An 18561-nucleotide genomic window follows, 5' to 3' on the forward strand; every position below is an offset into this window, starting at 1 on the left:
TCAAATATCACTTAAAATTCTTTAAAAAATCATCTTTGTAAGTTGGAGAAACCTCAATTTCAGAATCATCATTAAGGGTAATAATACCGCCTTTGTTATACGATTTAACGCAATTCATATTGATGATATGTGATTTGTGAACACGTATAAAAGGCAAAGGCAAAATTTCTGAAAAGTGTTTTAAAAATCGGCAGACCATTTTTTTGTTTCCGTTATTCAGATACAGATCGGTGAAATTTCCATTTCCGCGAAGGCGAACGATTTCTTCCATTTTTACGACTTCAAATCCTTCAAGAGTGGGCAGAATAACCTGTTGTTTTTCAGGTTTGGATTCATGGAAATTCTCGACAATAATTTTATTTCGGTTAAAGATTTCCTGATTTAAAACCTGATGATGTACTTTGTTAACGGCAACTATCAATTCTTCGATGCTAATGGGTTTTAAAAGATAATAAGCAGCACTTTGGTTTAAAGCTTTCAACGAATATTCAGAAAAGGCTGTTACAAATATGGTTTCGAAATGGAGGTCTTTACAGGCTTCCAAAACATCAAAAGCATTTCCGAAAGGCATTTCGACATCCAGAAAAACCAATTGTGGCTGTATTTCGTGCAAAAGAGGTACAGCTTCTTTTATATTCTGTGCTTCCCCGACCACTTCCACCTGCGGACAATATTTGCTCAAATAATTTTTAAGCACTTCTCGCGCCGCCAGTTCATCTTCGACAATTACACTTTTTATCTTTTGAAAAGTCATCATATTGAATCGATTAAAGGGAAGATAATTTCAACTACAGTACCTGATTCCGGAAATTCTTTCTCCCTGATTGCAAAAGAAATGTTCTTTTTATACAATTCATTCAGTAAACCAATTCGTTCTTTAGTATTGTTGAGTCCTCGTGATTCATGTACTTTCTGATTACTGGTTTTAAGTTCCTGGCTTTTGGTTAAACCAATTCCGTTATCTTCAATACTTACTTTTACTTTTCCATTACTTAATTGAAATTTTAGATGTAAAAATCCTTTTTTGTCCAGATAACGTAAGCCATGCCAAATCGCATTTTCAAGATGGGGCTGAATAATCATATTGGGTACAAAAACAGTTTCGGCATCCAGATCTTTATCAACGGTAATTTTAAAATCAAATTTATCCTGAAAACGTAAATGTTCCAGGTTCAGATATTTTTGTAATTGTTCGACTTCCTTATCCAATATAATGAAATCCTTATTGGAGTTTTCCATCATATCACGCATCAAAGTAGAGTAGGAAGTAAGGTATTTGTTGGCTTCGAGTTCTTTGTTTTCAGAAATAAACTGATTGACGCTATTGAGACTATTAAAAATAAAATGCGGATTCATTTCACGTCGTAATGATTGCAAAGCAATTTCCTTGTTCTTTGTTTTGATCGAAAAAAGCGATTTTACAATAAAAAGGAACAGAAGTAAAAGCAAGATAACAGATCCTATTAAAAAATAATTGAAGGTGTTTTTCTTCGTAATTAATTCATCTTTAAGAGACTTTTCTTTTTCAAGCTGACGAATTTTACCTTCTGTAATCTGGAACTTTTTAGTATTAATCAAAGATGTGTCTGATTGGATTAACTGATCGAAATTTTGAAGAAATTGGTCATACAATGCGATGCTTTCTTTTTCATTTCCCTCGGTTTTGTAATATTTCACCAATTCTGATAAGGTTCTTTTTGCTTCCGTTGAATTTCCTTTTTTTGATGCCAGATCATACGCTTCTTTCAGAGAGACAAGTGCTTTGTTTGGTTCTTCTTTTTTAAAATAAAGGGATGCAAGTGATTGCAATTGTTTTATCTGAGTGGTAAAATCCTGTTTAGTTACGGCTTCCGCCAAAAGCTTTTCGTTAATGCCAATCGCTTTTTCAAACTGGTTGTCTGAAGCATAAACTTTGGCAATTTCGTTTTTAAGATTGATGACCTCTTCGGGTTTGTCTTTTGCATAAGCAATTGCTTTTTTGTAGCTTTCTATGGCAACCTTTTTATCTTTTAATTCTAATGAATTTTGGGCTTTCTGTACATAAGCTTCTGTAACTTCCTTGCTTTTGTTTTCCTTTTTGAGCAATTCGATATTCGAGTCTACATAATTGGTCTGGCTGGCGGGATTGGCGTTATTACGTAAACGATTGGCATCGTTTAAATTGATTTTTTCTTCAGAAACATCTTTTGCCAATGAACCGGCGACTTCATAATTTTTAATTGCCGAATCAAAGTTTTTCTGGTTTTCCTGAGTTTTGGCTAAACTTCGGGTCACACGGGTTTTATCTTCTGTAAGTTTTAGTTTGGTATAACTGTTTAATGCTCTTTTAAAATATTCTTCGGCTTTGGCATTGTCACCTTTATTTAAAAATTCGTTGGCCAGATTTTCGTAATTCCGTGCAATTTGACCTTCATCATTTACATCCAGCGATTTTTCTAAACTCTTCGTAATTTTGCTCATTTTACTAGATGGAACCGCTTTCTTTTTAGCAAGGGAATCCTGTGCGGTTATTCCAATAGGAATCAGCAGTAATGTGTATAAAATGATACTAATTATTCGTTGCATTCTTTGTTTTTCAACAAAACCGAAAAGGTTTCAGTTAATATTGTAAAGTAAAGTATTTTAAACTCCTTTTACAACTTGTTTTACCAAGTCAAAATACCGTTTCACCATTTCTTCAAAAAACGAGGATTTTAAGTTTTTAAGTTTGATCTGTAATCAACCAATTAAAACTAGAAATTATGAAATCTAAATTTTTTATCCCCGCCCTTTTTGCTGTTATAGTTTCTTTAGTAAGCTGTAATTCATCCCATGCAAATCCAAAAAAAGATATTAGAACTAAAAAAACAGTCACAACCGAAAATACAAAAATTCAGGTCGCCCTTTTATTGGATACCTCCAGCAGTATGGACGGATTAATAGATCAGGCAAAGTCAAGGCTTTGGAACATCGTCAATACATTGACAACATTAAAATATGAAGGGAATGCTCCGGATATCGAAATTGCTTTGTATGAATACGGAAATGACGGATTATCAAAAGAATCAAATTACATCCGACAAATAACACCGCTTTCGACAGATTTGGATTTGATTTCAGAAAAACTATTTGCTTTAAGAACCAATGGCGGTAATGAATATTGCGGAGCCGTTATTCAGGATGCCACTAAACAATTAAAATGGGCGAGAGAAAAGAGCAATATGAAACTCATTTACATTGCCGGCAACGAAGATTTTAATCAGGGAGGCATCAATTACAAAGAAGCAATCAGTGATGCTTTAAAGAATGATATTTATGTAAATACCATTTTCTGTGGTGACAAGACCACGGGAATAAACATCTACTGGAAAGATGGAGCTGATCACGGAAAAGGAAAATATTTTAATATCGATTCGAATGAGTCCGTACGATATATTGCTACTCCATATGATGAAGAAATTTCAAAATGTGATGAAAAAATCAACAAAACCTATATTAATTATGGTTCAAAAGGTCATGAGAAAAAAATGAACCAGGCAGTTCAGGATCAAAATGCAAAAAAGGTTTCGAATGCGAATTATACAGACCGTGCGGTAAGCAAATCTAAAGCGGTTTATAAAAATCAAAGCTGGGATCTGGTTGATAAAGTTAAAGATGATGCAACTGCTATTTCAAAATTAAAGAAAGAAGAACTGCCAACAGAACTTCAAAACAAATCGTCAGAAGAGATAAAAACTTTTGTAGCTCAAAAATCGAAAGAAAGAGAAACCATTCAAAAAGAAATTAGTGTATTGGCCAAAAAACGTCAGGAATATATAGATGCAGAGTCTAAGAAAAGTAAAAAACAGGATGATTTAGGTAATGCAATCAACACATCAATACTGGGTTTTGCAAAGGTGAAAGGTTATACAGTTGAAAAATAGCATATTCTAAAGCCAATCTGTAAAATATGAAAAATAATATTTTCATCTTGCTTTTAATCGGAATTTTTGGCGTGAGTTTTGCATGCAGAAATAACAACGAAAAGACTTTTAAAGCCGTAAAGGCAAAACCGGTTTATTCCTATGAAGAGAAATTAAAAAGTGAGATAACTGAGATTCGGAGATTTTTGGGGAAATCTCCGAAATACAATTCAGATGTTGCCTTCTTTTTAGATATGAAGATAGAATCAGGAAAAAACCGGTTTTTTATTTACGATTTAAAATCTAATAAAATAACGAATAAAGGTTTGGTGGCTCATGGTTCCGGTTCAGAAACAGGAATTCCCGGAAAACTAACATTCAGTAATGTAAAGAATTCTAATTGCAGTTCCTTAGGTAAATATGCGATTGGAGGTTCTTATTCAGGAAGTTTTGGAAAAGCTTATAAATTATACGGTTTAGAGAAAACAAACAGTAATGCTTTTGACCGAAATATTGTCTTTCATAAATATGCTGATGTTCCTTTTGATGAACAGCCTTATCCAATCTGCAACAGTCTGGGTTGTCCAATGGTGAATGAAAAGTTTTTTGGAGTTATGGAAAAACTTATTGATAACTCAAAAAAGAAAATCATTCTTGTGATATACTATTAAATCAATCCATTTTGGGATATTTGTAATCTGTATCTTTCAAAAAAATAACTTAAAAACCTAACGAATGATTAAAAAACAAATCATAGTTCTATTACTACTGATTGGCACTTTTGCTTTTGCGCAAAAACCAATTTTTACAACAGCCAAAGTAAAATCAGCGACTGTATATTTTAATGCCGCTGAATTATCTCAAACCGCAAATGTTACTCTGCCTGCAGGTGCAAGTGAAATCGTTATCAAGAATGTTGCTGTGAATTTAAATGAAAATTCAATTCAAATAGGTGCGCCAGCGAATCTAACGGTTCTTTCGGTTCAGTTTACCAAATAATTATATTTCTGAGTATGATATTGATTCCAAATCTCCGGCGTTAAAAATTGTGAGAGACAGTATCGTTTTGGTTCAGAAGGAAATTTTGAAGGTGACTAATTTCATTAATTCAGAAAATAAAACGATTCAGCTTTTAGACAAAAACCAACAGATTTCAGGTGTAAATTCAGGTTTGAATGTAACCGAATTAATGAAAATGGTTGATTATTATAAAAATAAGCAAGTTGAGATTGCCAACAATATCAATACGCTTTCAGAGAAACAGCAAAAACTGAATGAGCTCCTGAAAAAACTCAACAACAAACTCGAAGTGAATGCTACTAAAGAAGAAAAGACCTCTTCTGGGAAATTAGTTTTACAGGTAATGAATCAAACAGCAGGAATAATTCCGTTTGACATTTCGTATTTGACCAATAATGCAACCTGGACTCCTTTTTATGATTTACGTGCTGAAAGTGTTACTTCGCCAATTAATATGATGTATAAAGGACAAGTGGTTCAAAACACCGGAATTGACTGGAAAAAAGTAAAACTGACTTTGTCAAGCGGTATTCCAAATCAAAACAATCAGGCTCCAATATTAAGTTCCTGGTTTCTGGCAAATCAGGTTTACAATGATGCAGTTGTTGTTGGTTATGGAATGAGTACAAGGAATCAGCTGCAGGGAAGTCTTTTCAAAAAAGAATCAGAAGAGAAATTGATGGAATCAGCTGCACCTGTAATGATGGAATCATCCATTTCAAATTACACAACTGTCGCAGAAAATCAGCTTAATATTTCTTTTGATATTGATATTCCGTATGATATTTCATCAAATGGGAAAGTACACAGCGTTTCATTAAAAGAAATAAAACTGCCAGCTTCGTATAAATATTATTCGGTTCCAAAGGTCGAAAATGAAGCTTTTTTGCTCGCTGAAATTGCAGATTGCAGCAAATACAATTTACTTCGCGGAGAAGCCAATATTATTTTTGAAGGCATGTATGTCGGTAAAACTTTTATCGAACCCAACCAAACCGGTGATACATTAAACCTGAGTATGGGACGTGATAAAAAAGTATCAATTAAACGTGAAAAAGTAGCTGATAAATCAGGAACTAAGTTTTTGTCTAATAAAAAAGAACAAACTTTTACTTTTGATATTACGGTTAGAAATAACAAAAAAGAGGCAGTTGAATTGTTGTTGAAAGATCAATATCCGTTAAGCACGAATAAAGACATTGAGATAGAATTGCTGCAAAGTGATGGAGCAAAAATAAATACTGAAACCGGAATACTTACCTGGCAATTACAACTGAAGGCTAATGAAAATAAGAAATTCAGAATTAGTTACCGAGTAAAATATCCTAAAGATCAGGTTTTAAATTTATAACACAATAGACTTGAAATACAAATTCCACAAATTTTCACTGACTTATCTGTGTTAATTTGTGGAATTCATGTTTACTAAAGTCTTTAGTAAAAATAGAAATTTATGGAGCCGGATCAGGAATAATAGTCTGAACTTCTTCAATTTCAGATAAGATTTCCTTTGAAAGCGTGATATCAACAGTTGCAATGTTTTCTTTTAACTGATCTAATGTTGTAGCACCAATAATAGCACTTGTTAAAAAAGGCTGGTGTAACACAAAACCTAAAGCCAGTTCAGTCAAAGTCAATCCGTGTTTATGAGCAATTTCCTGATATAAACGGGTTGCGTGAGTGCTTTCTTCGCTATTATAACGTTTGTATTGAGGGAAAAGATTGATTCTGGCATTTGGGTGAGGTTCTCCGGTTAAGAACTTACCAGATAAAACTCCAAAAGCTAACGGAGAATAAGCCAGCAATCCCACATTTTCATGAATGGAAACTTCGGCAGAACCAACTTCGAAAAGGCGATTCAATAAATTATACGGATTTTGAATTGTTTTGATTCTTGGAAGATTTTGGTATTTGCTTTCTTCAAGAAAACGCATCATTCCCCAGGCATTTTCGTTTGAAACGCCAATGTGTTTTATCTTACCTTCTTTGATCAGACTATCAAAAGTTTCCAGAACTTCCCTGAAATTATCATCCCAGGCTTCATCCTGAACTTTAAATCCACGTTGTCCAAAACAATTCGTTTTACGTTCCGGCCAATGCAGTTGGTACAAATCGATATAATCTGTCTGAAGACGCTTTAGGCTGTTTTCTAAAGCGTATCTGATACTTGCTGGTGAGAAATCTAAGTTCTCTCGCATATATCCAAAATTTGGATTTGGGCCAGCAATTTTAGAAGCTAAAATAACTTTATCACGATTTCCTGTTTTTTTAAACCAGGTACCGATAATTTTCTCAGTACTTCCATAAGTTTCTTCACGACCCGGAACCGAATACATTTCGGCTGTATCAAAAAAGTTGATGCCATTTTCAAAAGCATAATCCATTTGCTGATGTCCTTCAGCTTCTGAATTCTGTTCGCCAAAAGTCATAGTTCCCAGACAAATTTTACTCACTTTTATATCGGTATTGGGCAGGGTAGTATATTTCATATTTTGTGGTATTGCAATATTTTCTCAAAGATACAACCGTATTTTTTAAATGAAAAAGTTACAAGAGTTAAAAAACGCGTAAGCATTTTTATGAAAACTCAATGGTTTGATTTATAGAAATCTAACTTTTTTGCTTCTTTTTTTTATAAAAATCATTGAGGATTGAAAATCAGATGTTTTGTATTTTTTTATGTAGTAATAATATTACTTAAACCCGTGGCTAACGTAATTTTTATTGTAGGTAAATACCTCTTATTCTTACTTTTTTTATTTCAAAATATGTCGCTCATCGACTAATAATGTCTTTCATCTAAAAGGTCTGAAAATTCATAAAAAAGCTGATTTTACGAGCTAATTTTGTCTTGTTATCTAAGTTAAAAAAGATTACAAAAATAAATCCTTCCTACGGATTTTTACGTAGGTAAAAGGAAATGCAAAATTTTAAGAAAATTCGATTTTTTGATGCTCCTGAAGTCAGGTAGTAATGTTAGAAATAATCAACAAAATCTAATTGCTATAACATTCTTTAAAAAGAATTAATAATATTTATTATGAAAAAAACTTTACTTAAATCTAGAGTTTTAGCAACCGTTTTATTTTTTACAGTTTTTTTGTTTGGGAACACAGTTTTTGGACAAACGACGGGAGATTATCGCTCTGTCGGGACTGGTAACTGGACTACTCCTGCAAGTTGGGAATATTACAATGGTACAGTCTGGGTTGCAGCAACAAGTTATCCTGGTCAGAATGCGGGTACAGGAACTGTAACAATTCGAAATTCCCATGTAATTACATTAAACAATAGTATAACAAATAGTTTTACTTCTTTGGTAATTGGATCCGGGACTAGTGGAGAGTTAGTCATTAATAATGATATAAGTATTAATACTACTAGTGTGAGTATCATGTCAAATGGTACTATGTCATTTACAAGTAATAAATCTGTTACCTTTCCGGCAAATACTTCGTTTTTAGTGTCTTCTGGCGGTAAATTATATGCAACCAATAGTAATTGTAGTAACCAGACTGCACTTTATATAGGAACCACTAAGGTATCTGCCTGTACAGGTAATGGCGGAGGGGCACTTACTAATTTTGATACATTTAATAGTAGTGGAGGAACTGGTAGCGCAACCTCAAATACTCCTGTTTGTACTGGAAATCAGTTAGTACTTACAGCTATTCCACCAACTGCAACATCTGGAGGTCCTTATACGTACACATACAGATGGTCAGGGAATGGAATCTCAAGTCCATCTTACAGCAGTAGCGCTACATATACTATTAATAGTGCAAATGTTAATAACCATGGTGGTGTTTATACTGTTGATATTAGAAGAAATGATGGTTTTATTTCGACGGTATCAACAAATGTTGTAGTAAATCCAACCCCAGTAGGGGGAGGAGTTTACAGTGGAAATACACCCATATGTTTTAATGCTTCTACGGGAAATATGACATTAGGGGGTGGGTATGTAGGTACTATAGTGAGATGGGAGAAAAGGTTAAATTCTGGTTCATGGACTTCAATTTCAAATACTTCAGCAGTATATTCTGAAAATCCTTCGGTGGCAGGAACCTGGGAATATAGAGCTGTTGTAGGTAGTGGAGCCTGTCCGGTTGTTTATTCAACTCCATTTACTGTAGTTGTAAATCCTGAGTTGACAATTACATTAGTAAGTACAAATGCAAATGGTTGCCAAAATAACTCTAATACTACATTTTCTTATACAGCGACTACTGGAAACGCAAATCGAGTTTATATTGATTTTGATTCAGCAGCAACAGCAGCAGGTATTCAGCAACATCAAGATTTTGGTGTGTCAAGCGGTAGTGGTACAATTACTATTCAATATACATGGGGGACTGCTCCAGGAGTATATAATGGAGTAATGACAGTTGTAAAAGATAATCCATTTTGTAAAAGTTCAACAACCTATCCAGTTACTGTTACAATAAATCCAGCGGGAACTGCCCCATCAATATCTTCTCAACCAGTTGCTCCACCTGCAGTATGTTCTGGAAGCGGTACGCAAACAATCTCTGTTGCAGCAACAGGTGCAGGTTTGACTTATCAATGGAGAAGAAATTCTACGCCATTAACAAATGGTGGGGTTATAAGCGGGGCAACGACATCAACTCTTACCTTAACAAATCCAACAACTGCTAATGCAGGAACTTATGATGTAGTTATTACAGGTACTTGTTCTTCAGGAGTAACTTCTAATCAGGTAACCGTAACTGTAAATGCGAATTTATCAGCTGTTGCAGTGACACCTAATACAGCTCAGAATGTTTGTATTACGGGTTCGGGTTCAGCTTTAACAGCTTCTCCAACCGGAGGAGGAACCATAACTTACCAATGGGGTAAACGCTCTGTTTCGGGAGGAGCAATAACGGCCATAGGAGGTCAAACATCAGCTTCATATACTCCAACAGGAGCGGGATTAACAGGAGGTACATGGTATGTGGTATGTACCGCTACACCAACATGTGGCAGTGCAGTAATATCAAATGAAGTAACAGTAATAGTAAATCCAGCTTTATCGGCTGCACCAATCACCCCAAATACGGCCCAAAATATTTGTGTTTCAGCTTCAGGTACAGCTTTGACAGTTACTCCGACAGGAGGAGGAACAGTAACTTACCAATGGGGTAAACGTTCTGTTTCGGGAGGAGCAATAACAGCTATTGGTGGACAAACTGCTTCATCATATACTCCAACAGGTGCCAGTTTAACAGCGGGTACATGGTTAGTAGTTTGTACTTCTACTCCATCATGCGGCAGTGCAATAATATCAAATGAAGTATCAGTAACGGTAACAGCAAATCTATCAGCCGTTGCAGTAACTCCTAGCGCAGTGCAAAATATTTGTCTTTCTGGTTCAGGTACAGCCTTGACAGCTTCTCCAACCGGAGGAGGAACCACAACTTACCAATGGGGTAAACGCTCTGTTTCGGGAGGAGCAATAACGGCCATAGGAGGTCAAACATCAGCTTCATATACTCCAACAGGAGCGGGATTAACAGGAGGTACATGGTATGTGGTATGTACCGCTACACCAACATGTGGCAGTGCAGTAATATCAAATGAAGTAACAGTAATAGTAAATCCAGCTTTATCGGCTGCACCAATCACCCCAAATACGGCCCAAAATATTTGTGTTTCAGCTTCAGGTACAGCTTTGACAGTTACTCCGACAGGAGGAGGAACAGTAACTTACCAATGGGGTAAACGCTCTGTTTCGGGAGGAGCAATAACAGCTATTGGTGGACAAACTGCTTCATCATATACTCCAACAGGTGCCAGTTTAACAGCGGGTACATGGTTAGTAATTTGTACCTCTACTCCATCATGTGGCAGTCCGATAATATCAAATGAAGTAACAGTAACGGTGAATACAGCTCCGGTAACTCCGGGAGCAATACTTCAGCCAGTCAATTTATGTGCAGGTTCAACAGGAAATATATACAGTATTGCTTCTGTAAATGGAGCGACTTCTTATAACTGGTCAGTTACTGGAGTCGGTTGGTCCGTAACAGCAGGAGGAACAACTACTTCTGCAACTATTACTGTTGGTTCAGGAGTTGGGACAGTATCTGTAACAGCCACAAACACATGTGGTACAAGTTCTGCTTCAACTACAGGAAATATTACACCTAACCCAAGACCAACACCGACATTTACTACTCTTGCTCAGGCTCAGACATGTGCCGATCAGCATATGACTTATACCACACAGCAAGGGCAGTCTAATTATGTGTGGACTGTTTCGGGAGTTCCTGATACAGATTACAGGCTTATTGCTAGGGGTACAAGTACAAATCATGATATTGTAATTGAGTGGTTAACAGGTGGATCTAAAACAGTTACTGTTAATTATAACAATTCAAATGGTTGTAACGCGGTATCACCGGCAACATATACTACAAATGTTGTAGTAGTAGATAAAGGACAGGTAAATGGAGGAAGAGAAGATTTGTGTAAAGTAGATGCATTGCCAACATTGACCCTGCATAGTATTGCAGGAAATACAATCGCATATCCGGATCCTTCATTGATTTTAAAATGGCAATATAGTGATAATGCTGATAATTCAAACTGGCAGGATATTTTAGGTACAACTGGCGTTGTATCTTATACACCAACTGCATTCCCGGGAGCTTTTAGAACTTATCAGGTTGTACTGCAAAGTCCAAATGGCTGTACAAAAACATCAATAGAAAGCAGAATTAGAATAGTTGCTTTTGCACCACCATCTTCAGGCACTATCGTTAGTACAAATTGTGCAGGATCGACAGGAAGCGTTGTATTAAATGGTTTGCCAACAGGTAACTGGACTTTATACAGAACTGGTACCTCATCAGCTACAATAACAGGAACAGGATCTAGTACTACAATATCAAATCTGGCTGCGGGAACTTATAATTTTACATATAAAGAAGGTAATTGTACTTCTGATCCTTTAGTTGTTAATATTACGAGATTGGCTAATATATGGGATGGTACAAAATGGTCAAAAACAAATAACACTACGCTTCCAACATCAGATGATGCGATTGTTTTTGAAGGTAATTATACAGTGACAAGTGATATAACGGCTTGCAGCTGTACGGTAAATTCAGGTAATGTAATTGTAAATTCAGGAAGGACATTAACTATTACAAATGAAGTAACGGTTACTGGAGGAACTTTGACATTTGAAAACAATGCAAGCTTACTACAAGATGTTAATACTACTGTAAATAATAATTCAGGACCTATAACCTATAAACGAACTTCCCAACTGATGAAGCTTTACGATTTTACCTATTGGTCTTCACCTGTTGAGAATCAGACTTTGTATAATTTATCACCTAATACCCGTTGGGATAAATACCTTTCATATACAGGAGATGTGTGGAAAGAAGAGCTGTCTTCGAGTGCTATGCAGCCTGGAATCGGTTATATCATCCGTGTTCCAGAGCCAAATAAAGTATATCCGAATGGCAAGGATACTTGGAGCGGCCAATATGCACAACAATTAGAATTTACAGGCAGACCCAATAATGGAAACATTACCAGTAGCCAGTATATGGAGAAAGATAAATATTACCTGATTGGGAATCCTTACCCTTCAGCTATGCATGCAGATGATTTCTTGTTCGTGAATGTTAATAATAGAGGTATCTTAGGGGGAACCATCTATTTTTGGACCCATAATACGGCTATCAAGAAGGTTGGTTCAAATTATGCTTATGTTTCAGATGATTATGCAGCCTACAATTTAACAGGGGGAGTAGGTACGTCTGCAAAAAGCGACTCGGGTTATAATGATAATCCTGCCTTAGATACCGGAATAAAACCAACAGGTTATATAGCTGCAGGACAATCGTTTTTTGCAAGTGCAGAAGATGGTTCTGGTCATGTTCAGTTCACCAATTCCATGCGTTATGGCGGGACAAATAATTCACAATTTTTCAAACCCGGCAAAACGTCTAAACCAGGGGTATTGGAGAAACACCGTTTGTGGCTTAATATGACCAATTCAGGTGGTGCTTTTAAACAAACCTTAATCGGTTACGTTGAAGGAGCAACCAATAGCTATGATAAAAGTTTTGACGGATTGACCTTTGATGGCAACAGTTATGCTGATTTTTATAGTGTCAATGAAGCCTCTAACATGACCATTCAGGGACGTGCCCTGCCATTTGCTGATACTGATGTGGTTCCTTTGGGGTATCGTTCGAACATTGCAGGAAATTTTACCATTGCAATCGATCAGGCTGATGGTAATTTAGCGAGCCAAAGAATTTATCTGGAAGACAAGCAAACCGGTACGATCAATGAACTGACAGCCAAAAACTATACATTTACGACAAAGGCGGGAACTTTCAATAATCGATTTGTGTTGCGTTATACCAATAAAACGTTGGGAACCGGAGATTTTGAAACGGTGGATGATGCAGTTTGGGTTTTGGCTCAAAACAAAACCGTTACAGTAAATTCGACAACAGAAAACATTGATAAGGTGTTTATTTATGACCTTTCAGGCAAACAATTATACAAAAAAGAAGAGGTGAAGAATCTTCAGCTGATGATTCAGCACCTTCCATTTGAACAGCAGGTTTTACTGGTAAAAGTAGTTCTGGATAATGGATATGAGACCACCAAAAAAGTAATCTTTAAATAAAAATATAAAAACAATAAATTGAAAAATCCGATAGCGAAAGTTGTCGGATTTTTTTGTGACATTGATTTAGAGATTATTTATTAGTCGTTAATAGTTTAACAATTAATAAGATCTATTGGAGTTCGAGCTCTTTCATTTTATCATAAACCAAATTGCTTTCATAGCCTCTTCTCAGCATATAATCGCAAAATTTTTTTCGTTTTTTTAAAGAGTTGGTTTCTGTTATAGTATTCCAGCATCTTTGAGAAAGTTGATCAAATGTGTTGTAGTACTCATCAGGTGAAATTTCTTTTAAACTCAGATTAATGTTAGCTGTAGAAATGTGTCTGATTTTAAGTTCATTTACAATTCTAATTTTTCCCCAGTGTTTAATACGGTGTTTACCGCGGGCAAAGCTACAGGCAAAACGGGTTTCGTTTAAAAAATTGTCCTCAATAAGTTTTACAACAATAATGTCGATTTCGTCCGGAGACATTTTTAAATCGTATAGTTTTGTTACTACTTCATCATGACAACGGTCCTGATAGGCACAAAAATGCTCAAGTTTTTGTAGTGCTTCTTTAATAGTCATTTAAAAATAATATTCAATATTAAGTACAAATGTAAAGTTTAAATAAAATATCGCAATTGTTAAGTCTGTAAAAAAAAGACAGAAAAAACGGTAAATTAACACAAATTGGTTTTTTATTTTCTTACATTTGAAATAATACTTTTTTTAAGCGCCTTAACTTCAGTTGTTTAGTGTAATGTATGTTTTTTGAGAAAAAGTGTTACTTCAGACCAATCTCAATATTCTGACAGTATTCATTTTTTCAATACCACTCATAAATAATACCAAGAATTCATTGATTTTTTAATCTTTAAACTCTGTTATTATGAGACTAAGACTATTTTTTCTATTGCTTTTAGTTTATTCCTCTATGTGGGCTCAGCCACCTCATACCTATACAACGCCAGGTAATGGTACTTTTAAAATTCCTGCTGGTGTTACTTCATTAAATGTTGAATGCTGGGGTGCCGGAGGTGCCGGAGGAGGTATTAATAATCTCCTTTTTGGCGGAGGCGGAGGCGGAGGCGGAGCATATACCAGATCAGCTACATTTGGAGTGACCCCGGCAACAACATTAAATTATAAAGTAGGTGCTGGTGGAGTTGGGGCTAACGGTGCTGACGGACCAAATGGAGAAATTACAAATTTTTCTACAGTAATCGCAAATGGAGGAGCCGGAGGTAAAAATGGAGCCTCAGCAAATGGTCTCGGAGGAGCTGGTGGAACCTCATCTGGTGTTGGGAGTTTTGTCGGGGGTAATGGACTTGCAGGAGGTACCGTAGGAGCAATAGTACAAGTATTGGCTTCTGGCGGAGGCGGAGGTAGTGCCGGACCTGGTCCTTCGGGTACTGGAGTAATCGGAAATAGCGCCAATGTAACTCTTTTAGTTATAGCTGGTGGGGCTGCAGTAACAGGTGGCGGAAAAGGTGGTGATGGAATGACTCTAGCCTTAGGTGGTGCAGCGAATTCTGGCAACGCACCAGGCGGCGGCGGCGGCGGTGCGTTAGGACTACTAGCCGGCAGCTATCCAGGAGGAAACGGAGGGAATGGCCAGATAAAAATTAACTATACTTGTCCGACTTATAGCTTTACCGGTATTTCTGCACCGGATGTTTGTATACCTTCAGGCACTACTTCTTTAGTAAAGTTAACAGGAGTTGGCTTGCCGGTAGGTGATTATGTAGTAAGTTATAATACCAATAACCCAGTTGCCAGCTTAACTGCTAATGCTACTGTTAGTGTAGCAGGAACATTAGAGTTTACAGCCACTGGATTGAATGCACCAGGTCTCTGTAAAATAACAGTAACGAGGCTTACTTCTGAATCTTGTTTTAATAATTTTTCGACTGCTAATGAAGTAACGATAAATGTATATGGTGCAAGTGTTGGAGGATCTGTAAGTGGAGGAACAACAATTTGTACAGGTAATACAAGTGGAACATTGTCTCTGTCAGGTCATACCGGAACTATCATGAAATGGCAATATGCAGTAGCTCCTTTTTCTGTCTGGACAGATATATTGAGTGCTACGGGTACTACTTATACTTCCGGGATATTATCTCAGACAACACAATTTAGGGCAGTTGTAAAGAATGGGGTATGTAACGAACAAAATTCAGCTTTTACAACTGTGACAGTAAATCCTGTTAATGCTATTACATTAAGTTCTGTTGTTGGCACAGATGTTCAATCTGTATGTAGAAATACTGCAATTACAAATATAACATATAACACTACAGGAGCTACAGGGGCTAGTTTTTCAGGGTTGCCATCGGGAGTATCCGGAGGCTGGGCAGGGAATGTTGTAACGATTAGCGGAATTCCAACTGCTACAGGAACTTTTAATTATGAAATTACCTTGACAGGAGGTTGTGGTACAGTAACCAAAACGGGAACAATAACGGTAAGGTCAAGACCTGTAGTTAGCTTTATCACACCGGCTAAAGCCCAGACTTGTGCAGAAACACATACAACTTATGTTACTCAGGCAGGGCAGTCCAATTACAACTGGACAGTTTCAGGTACGGTAAATGTTGATTATAATCTAATTGCAAGAGGAACAACTAATGATTTTGATATAGTCATTGAATGGTTAACAGCCGGGGTAAAAACAATTACGGTTAACTATGATAATTCAGAGGGTTGTAATGCTACAACTCCGGTAACATTTTCAACTGAAGTGCTGGTAATTGATAAGGGGCAGGTGCATGGTGGAAAACATATTTGTAAAGAAGATGCATTTCCTACTCTCACATTGACAAGCATTACCGGAAGTAATATTCCATATCCTGATCCTTCTTTGGTCCTAAAATGGCAATATAGTGACGACAATAATAATGCGACCTGGCATGATATTGCAGGAACAGCAGGTCAGGTTTCATACACACCGACAAGTATACCGGTTTCTTTTAGAACATATAAGGTTTTACTGGAAAATGTTTTGACTTGTGCAAAAGAATCTGTCGAAACAAGAATTAATATAGATGCTTTTGAGGTTCCAACTTTTGGAGCGATAACATACCCCGTTTGTGATGCTCTATTAGGTAGTGTAGTTATAAATAATTTGCCTGAAGGGAATTGGGCATTATATCAAAACGGAAATTTTGTCACTAACGGAACAGGAGTAACCTATACTCTCACTGGTCTTGCTGGAGGTATTTATACTTTTACGGTCACAGAGGGAATTTGCACATCTAATGCATCTGTGCCATTAGATATTAACCAGCCTGCTAATATTTGGGATGGCACCAAATGGTCAAAAACAGGTGATGCTACTTTGCCAGCTGCTGATGATAAAATTGTTTTTGAAGACAGTTATATTATTTCTACTGATATGTCAGGTTGTAGCTGTACAGTAAATTCTGGTGATATTGTTGTCAATTCAGATAAGACATTAACCATTACTAATGCGGTAAATGTTAATAGCGGAACATTAACTTTTGAAAATAATGCTAGTCTGGTTCAGAAGAATGCCACTGTTAATTCAGGTAATATTATTTACAAAAGAACTTCAACACCAATGAAGAATTTCGATTTTACATATTGGTCATCACCTGTATCCGGACAAACGCTATACAATTTATCTCCAAATACAAGATGGGATAAATATCTTTCTTTTACCGGAACAGTTTGGCGTGAAGAACAATACGGTGCGTCGGTTATGGCATCAGGAATTGGATATATTATCAGAACTCCAGCTGAGGGATCCTGGCCTAATGGAGAACATGTTGCTTTTCCTTATTCGCAGGAGGTTGAGTTTATTGGTATTCCTAACAATGGGAATATTTCAGGGCAGTCAGTGACAGCCGGAAATTATTATTTAATTGGTAATCCGTATCCTTCCGCGATCAGTGCAGATAGTTTTTTGTTTGAAAATTCTAATAACAGTTCAATTTTAGACGGGACTATTTATTTCTGGACTCATAATACTCCTGTACAAATAGTAGGTAGTCAACCGGCATATTCCTCCAGCGATTATGCTACTTATAACGGAGTTGGCGGAACGTCAACTTCGCCTGCACCTTCTGGCGGAAACGAACCATCCGGTAACATAGCTGCAGGGCAGTCTTTCTTTGCATTGGCGAGTGCCAATGGAACTGTTGCATTTAATAATACAATGAGAATTCAGGGAGACAATAATCAGTTTTTTAAATCGGTAAAAGAGGCAAAATCAAGTTTATTAGAAAAACACCGTTTATGGCTTAATATGACTAATAAAGATGGTGCTTTTAAACAATTATTACTCGGTTATGTCGCAGGAGCAACCAATGGATACGACGGTAATTTTGATGGAATAAGTTTTGATGGAAATGCGTACATCGATTTTTATAGTACTAATCTGGGTAGTAATCTTGCTATTCAGGGGCGAGTACTGCCTTTTAATGATTCTGATATAGTGCCTTTGGGATATCGAACCATTATAGCAGGCGAGTTTACAATTTCAATAAATAAGGCTGATGGAATACTTAGTACTCAGCCAGTCTATTTAGAAGATAAGCTAACTCACACCATTAAGGATTTAAGTCAAAGTGATTATACTTTCACGACCGGAAAAGGAGTTTTTAACAATAGATTTGTTTTAAGATATACTAATAAAACATTAGCTGCAGATGAGTTTGAACAAGACAATAACAGTGTTGTGGTTTGGGTTGATAACAAAAACTTAAGGCTTAATTCGCAGGGTGAAAATATGAATAAGGTGTCGATTTATGATATTTCAGGAAAATTAATTTATAATGATTCTGACATTTCATCTTCTGAGGTAGTAATCAGTAATCTCAAATTTAAAAATGAGGTTTTATTAATTAAAATTCTTTTAGCAAACAATCATATAATAAATAAAAAGATTATAACGTCTATAAAATAGTCAATACAATTGAGCTCCTGAAAGTAAGTATTTACTGCCTTAATATATTTTAATTGTTTTTTATTATATCAATTAGATTTTC

Annotated in this window: 8 protein-coding genes and 1 pseudogene; 5 read left to right on the forward strand and 4 right to left on the reverse strand. The window is 36.1% G+C overall.

What is annotated here, in order from left to right:
- Positions 1 to 7: 7 nt before the first annotated feature.
- On the reverse strand, positions 8 to 757 hold the full coding sequence (locus DMB68_RS13900) for a LytR/AlgR family response regulator transcription factor (RefSeq protein WP_110347283.1): 750 nt from the start codon (positions 755 to 757) through the stop codon (positions 8 to 10).
- Entirely contained in the window at positions 754 to 2565 is a 1812-nt protein-coding gene (locus DMB68_RS13905; RefSeq protein WP_110347284.1) for a tetratricopeptide repeat-containing sensor histidine kinase, read from the reverse strand. Before DMB68_RS13905 ends, DMB68_RS13900 begins: the two co-directional genes overlap by 4 nt.
- Positions 2566 to 2741: 176 nt before the next feature.
- On the opposite strand from DMB68_RS13905, the gene DMB68_RS13910 reads away from it, so the two are divergent.
- From DMB68_RS13910 to DMB68_RS13920, 3 genes and pseudogenes are all read left to right on the forward strand, one after another.
- Positions 2742 to 3902 carry a vWA domain-containing protein gene (locus DMB68_RS13910; RefSeq protein ID WP_110347285.1) on the forward strand — a complete coding sequence of 387 codons (1161 nt, stop codon included), beginning with the start codon at positions 2742 to 2744 and terminating at the stop codon, positions 3900 to 3902.
- A 26-nt stretch (positions 3903 to 3928) separates the two neighbouring features.
- Positions 3929 to 4552 (forward strand): murein L,D-transpeptidase catalytic domain-containing protein, encoded by a 624-nt coding sequence (locus DMB68_RS13915; RefSeq protein WP_110347286.1) that lies wholly within the window; start codon positions 3929 to 3931, stop codon positions 4550 to 4552.
- Positions 4553 to 4616: 64 nt separating this feature from the next.
- A pseudogene (locus tag DMB68_RS13920) lies at positions 4617 to 6252 on the forward strand (DUF4139 domain-containing protein).
- Between the two features lie 100 nt (positions 6253 to 6352).
- On the opposite strand, the gene DMB68_RS13925 reads toward DMB68_RS13920, so the two are convergent.
- Positions 6353 to 7390 carry an NADP(H)-dependent aldo-keto reductase gene (locus tag DMB68_RS13925; protein WP_110347287.1) on the reverse strand — a complete coding sequence of 346 codons (1038 nt, stop codon included), beginning with the start codon at positions 7388 to 7390 and terminating at the stop codon, positions 6353 to 6355.
- 551 nt (positions 7391 to 7941) lie between these two features.
- On the opposite strand from DMB68_RS13925, the gene DMB68_RS13930 reads away from it, so the two are divergent.
- Positions 7942 to 13563: a T9SS sorting signal type C domain-containing protein gene (locus DMB68_RS13930; protein WP_110347288.1), complete on the forward strand. Its 5622-nt coding sequence runs from the start codon at positions 7942 to 7944 to the stop codon at positions 13561 to 13563.
- Between the two features lie 112 nt (positions 13564 to 13675).
- Here DMB68_RS13930 and DMB68_RS13935 read toward each other — a convergent pair whose 3' ends face one another.
- The gene (locus DMB68_RS13935) at positions 13676 to 14134 is read right to left on the reverse strand and encodes a regulatory protein RecX (RefSeq protein WP_110347289.1); all 459 of its coding nucleotides are present in this window, start codon (positions 14132 to 14134) and stop codon (positions 13676 to 13678) included.
- Between the two features lie 304 nt (positions 14135 to 14438).
- Here DMB68_RS13935 and DMB68_RS13940 point away from each other — a divergent pair, with 304 nt between their 5' ends.
- Entirely contained in the window at positions 14439 to 18479 is a 4041-nt protein-coding gene (locus tag DMB68_RS13940; protein ID WP_124019432.1) for a glycine-rich domain-containing protein, read from the forward strand.
- Positions 18480 to 18561: the final 82 nt, after the last annotated feature.

It is taken from the genome of Flavobacterium hydrophilum (assembly GCF_003202405.1).
GTDB lineage: Bacteria > Bacteroidota > Bacteroidia > Flavobacteriales > Flavobacteriaceae > Flavobacterium > Flavobacterium hydrophilum.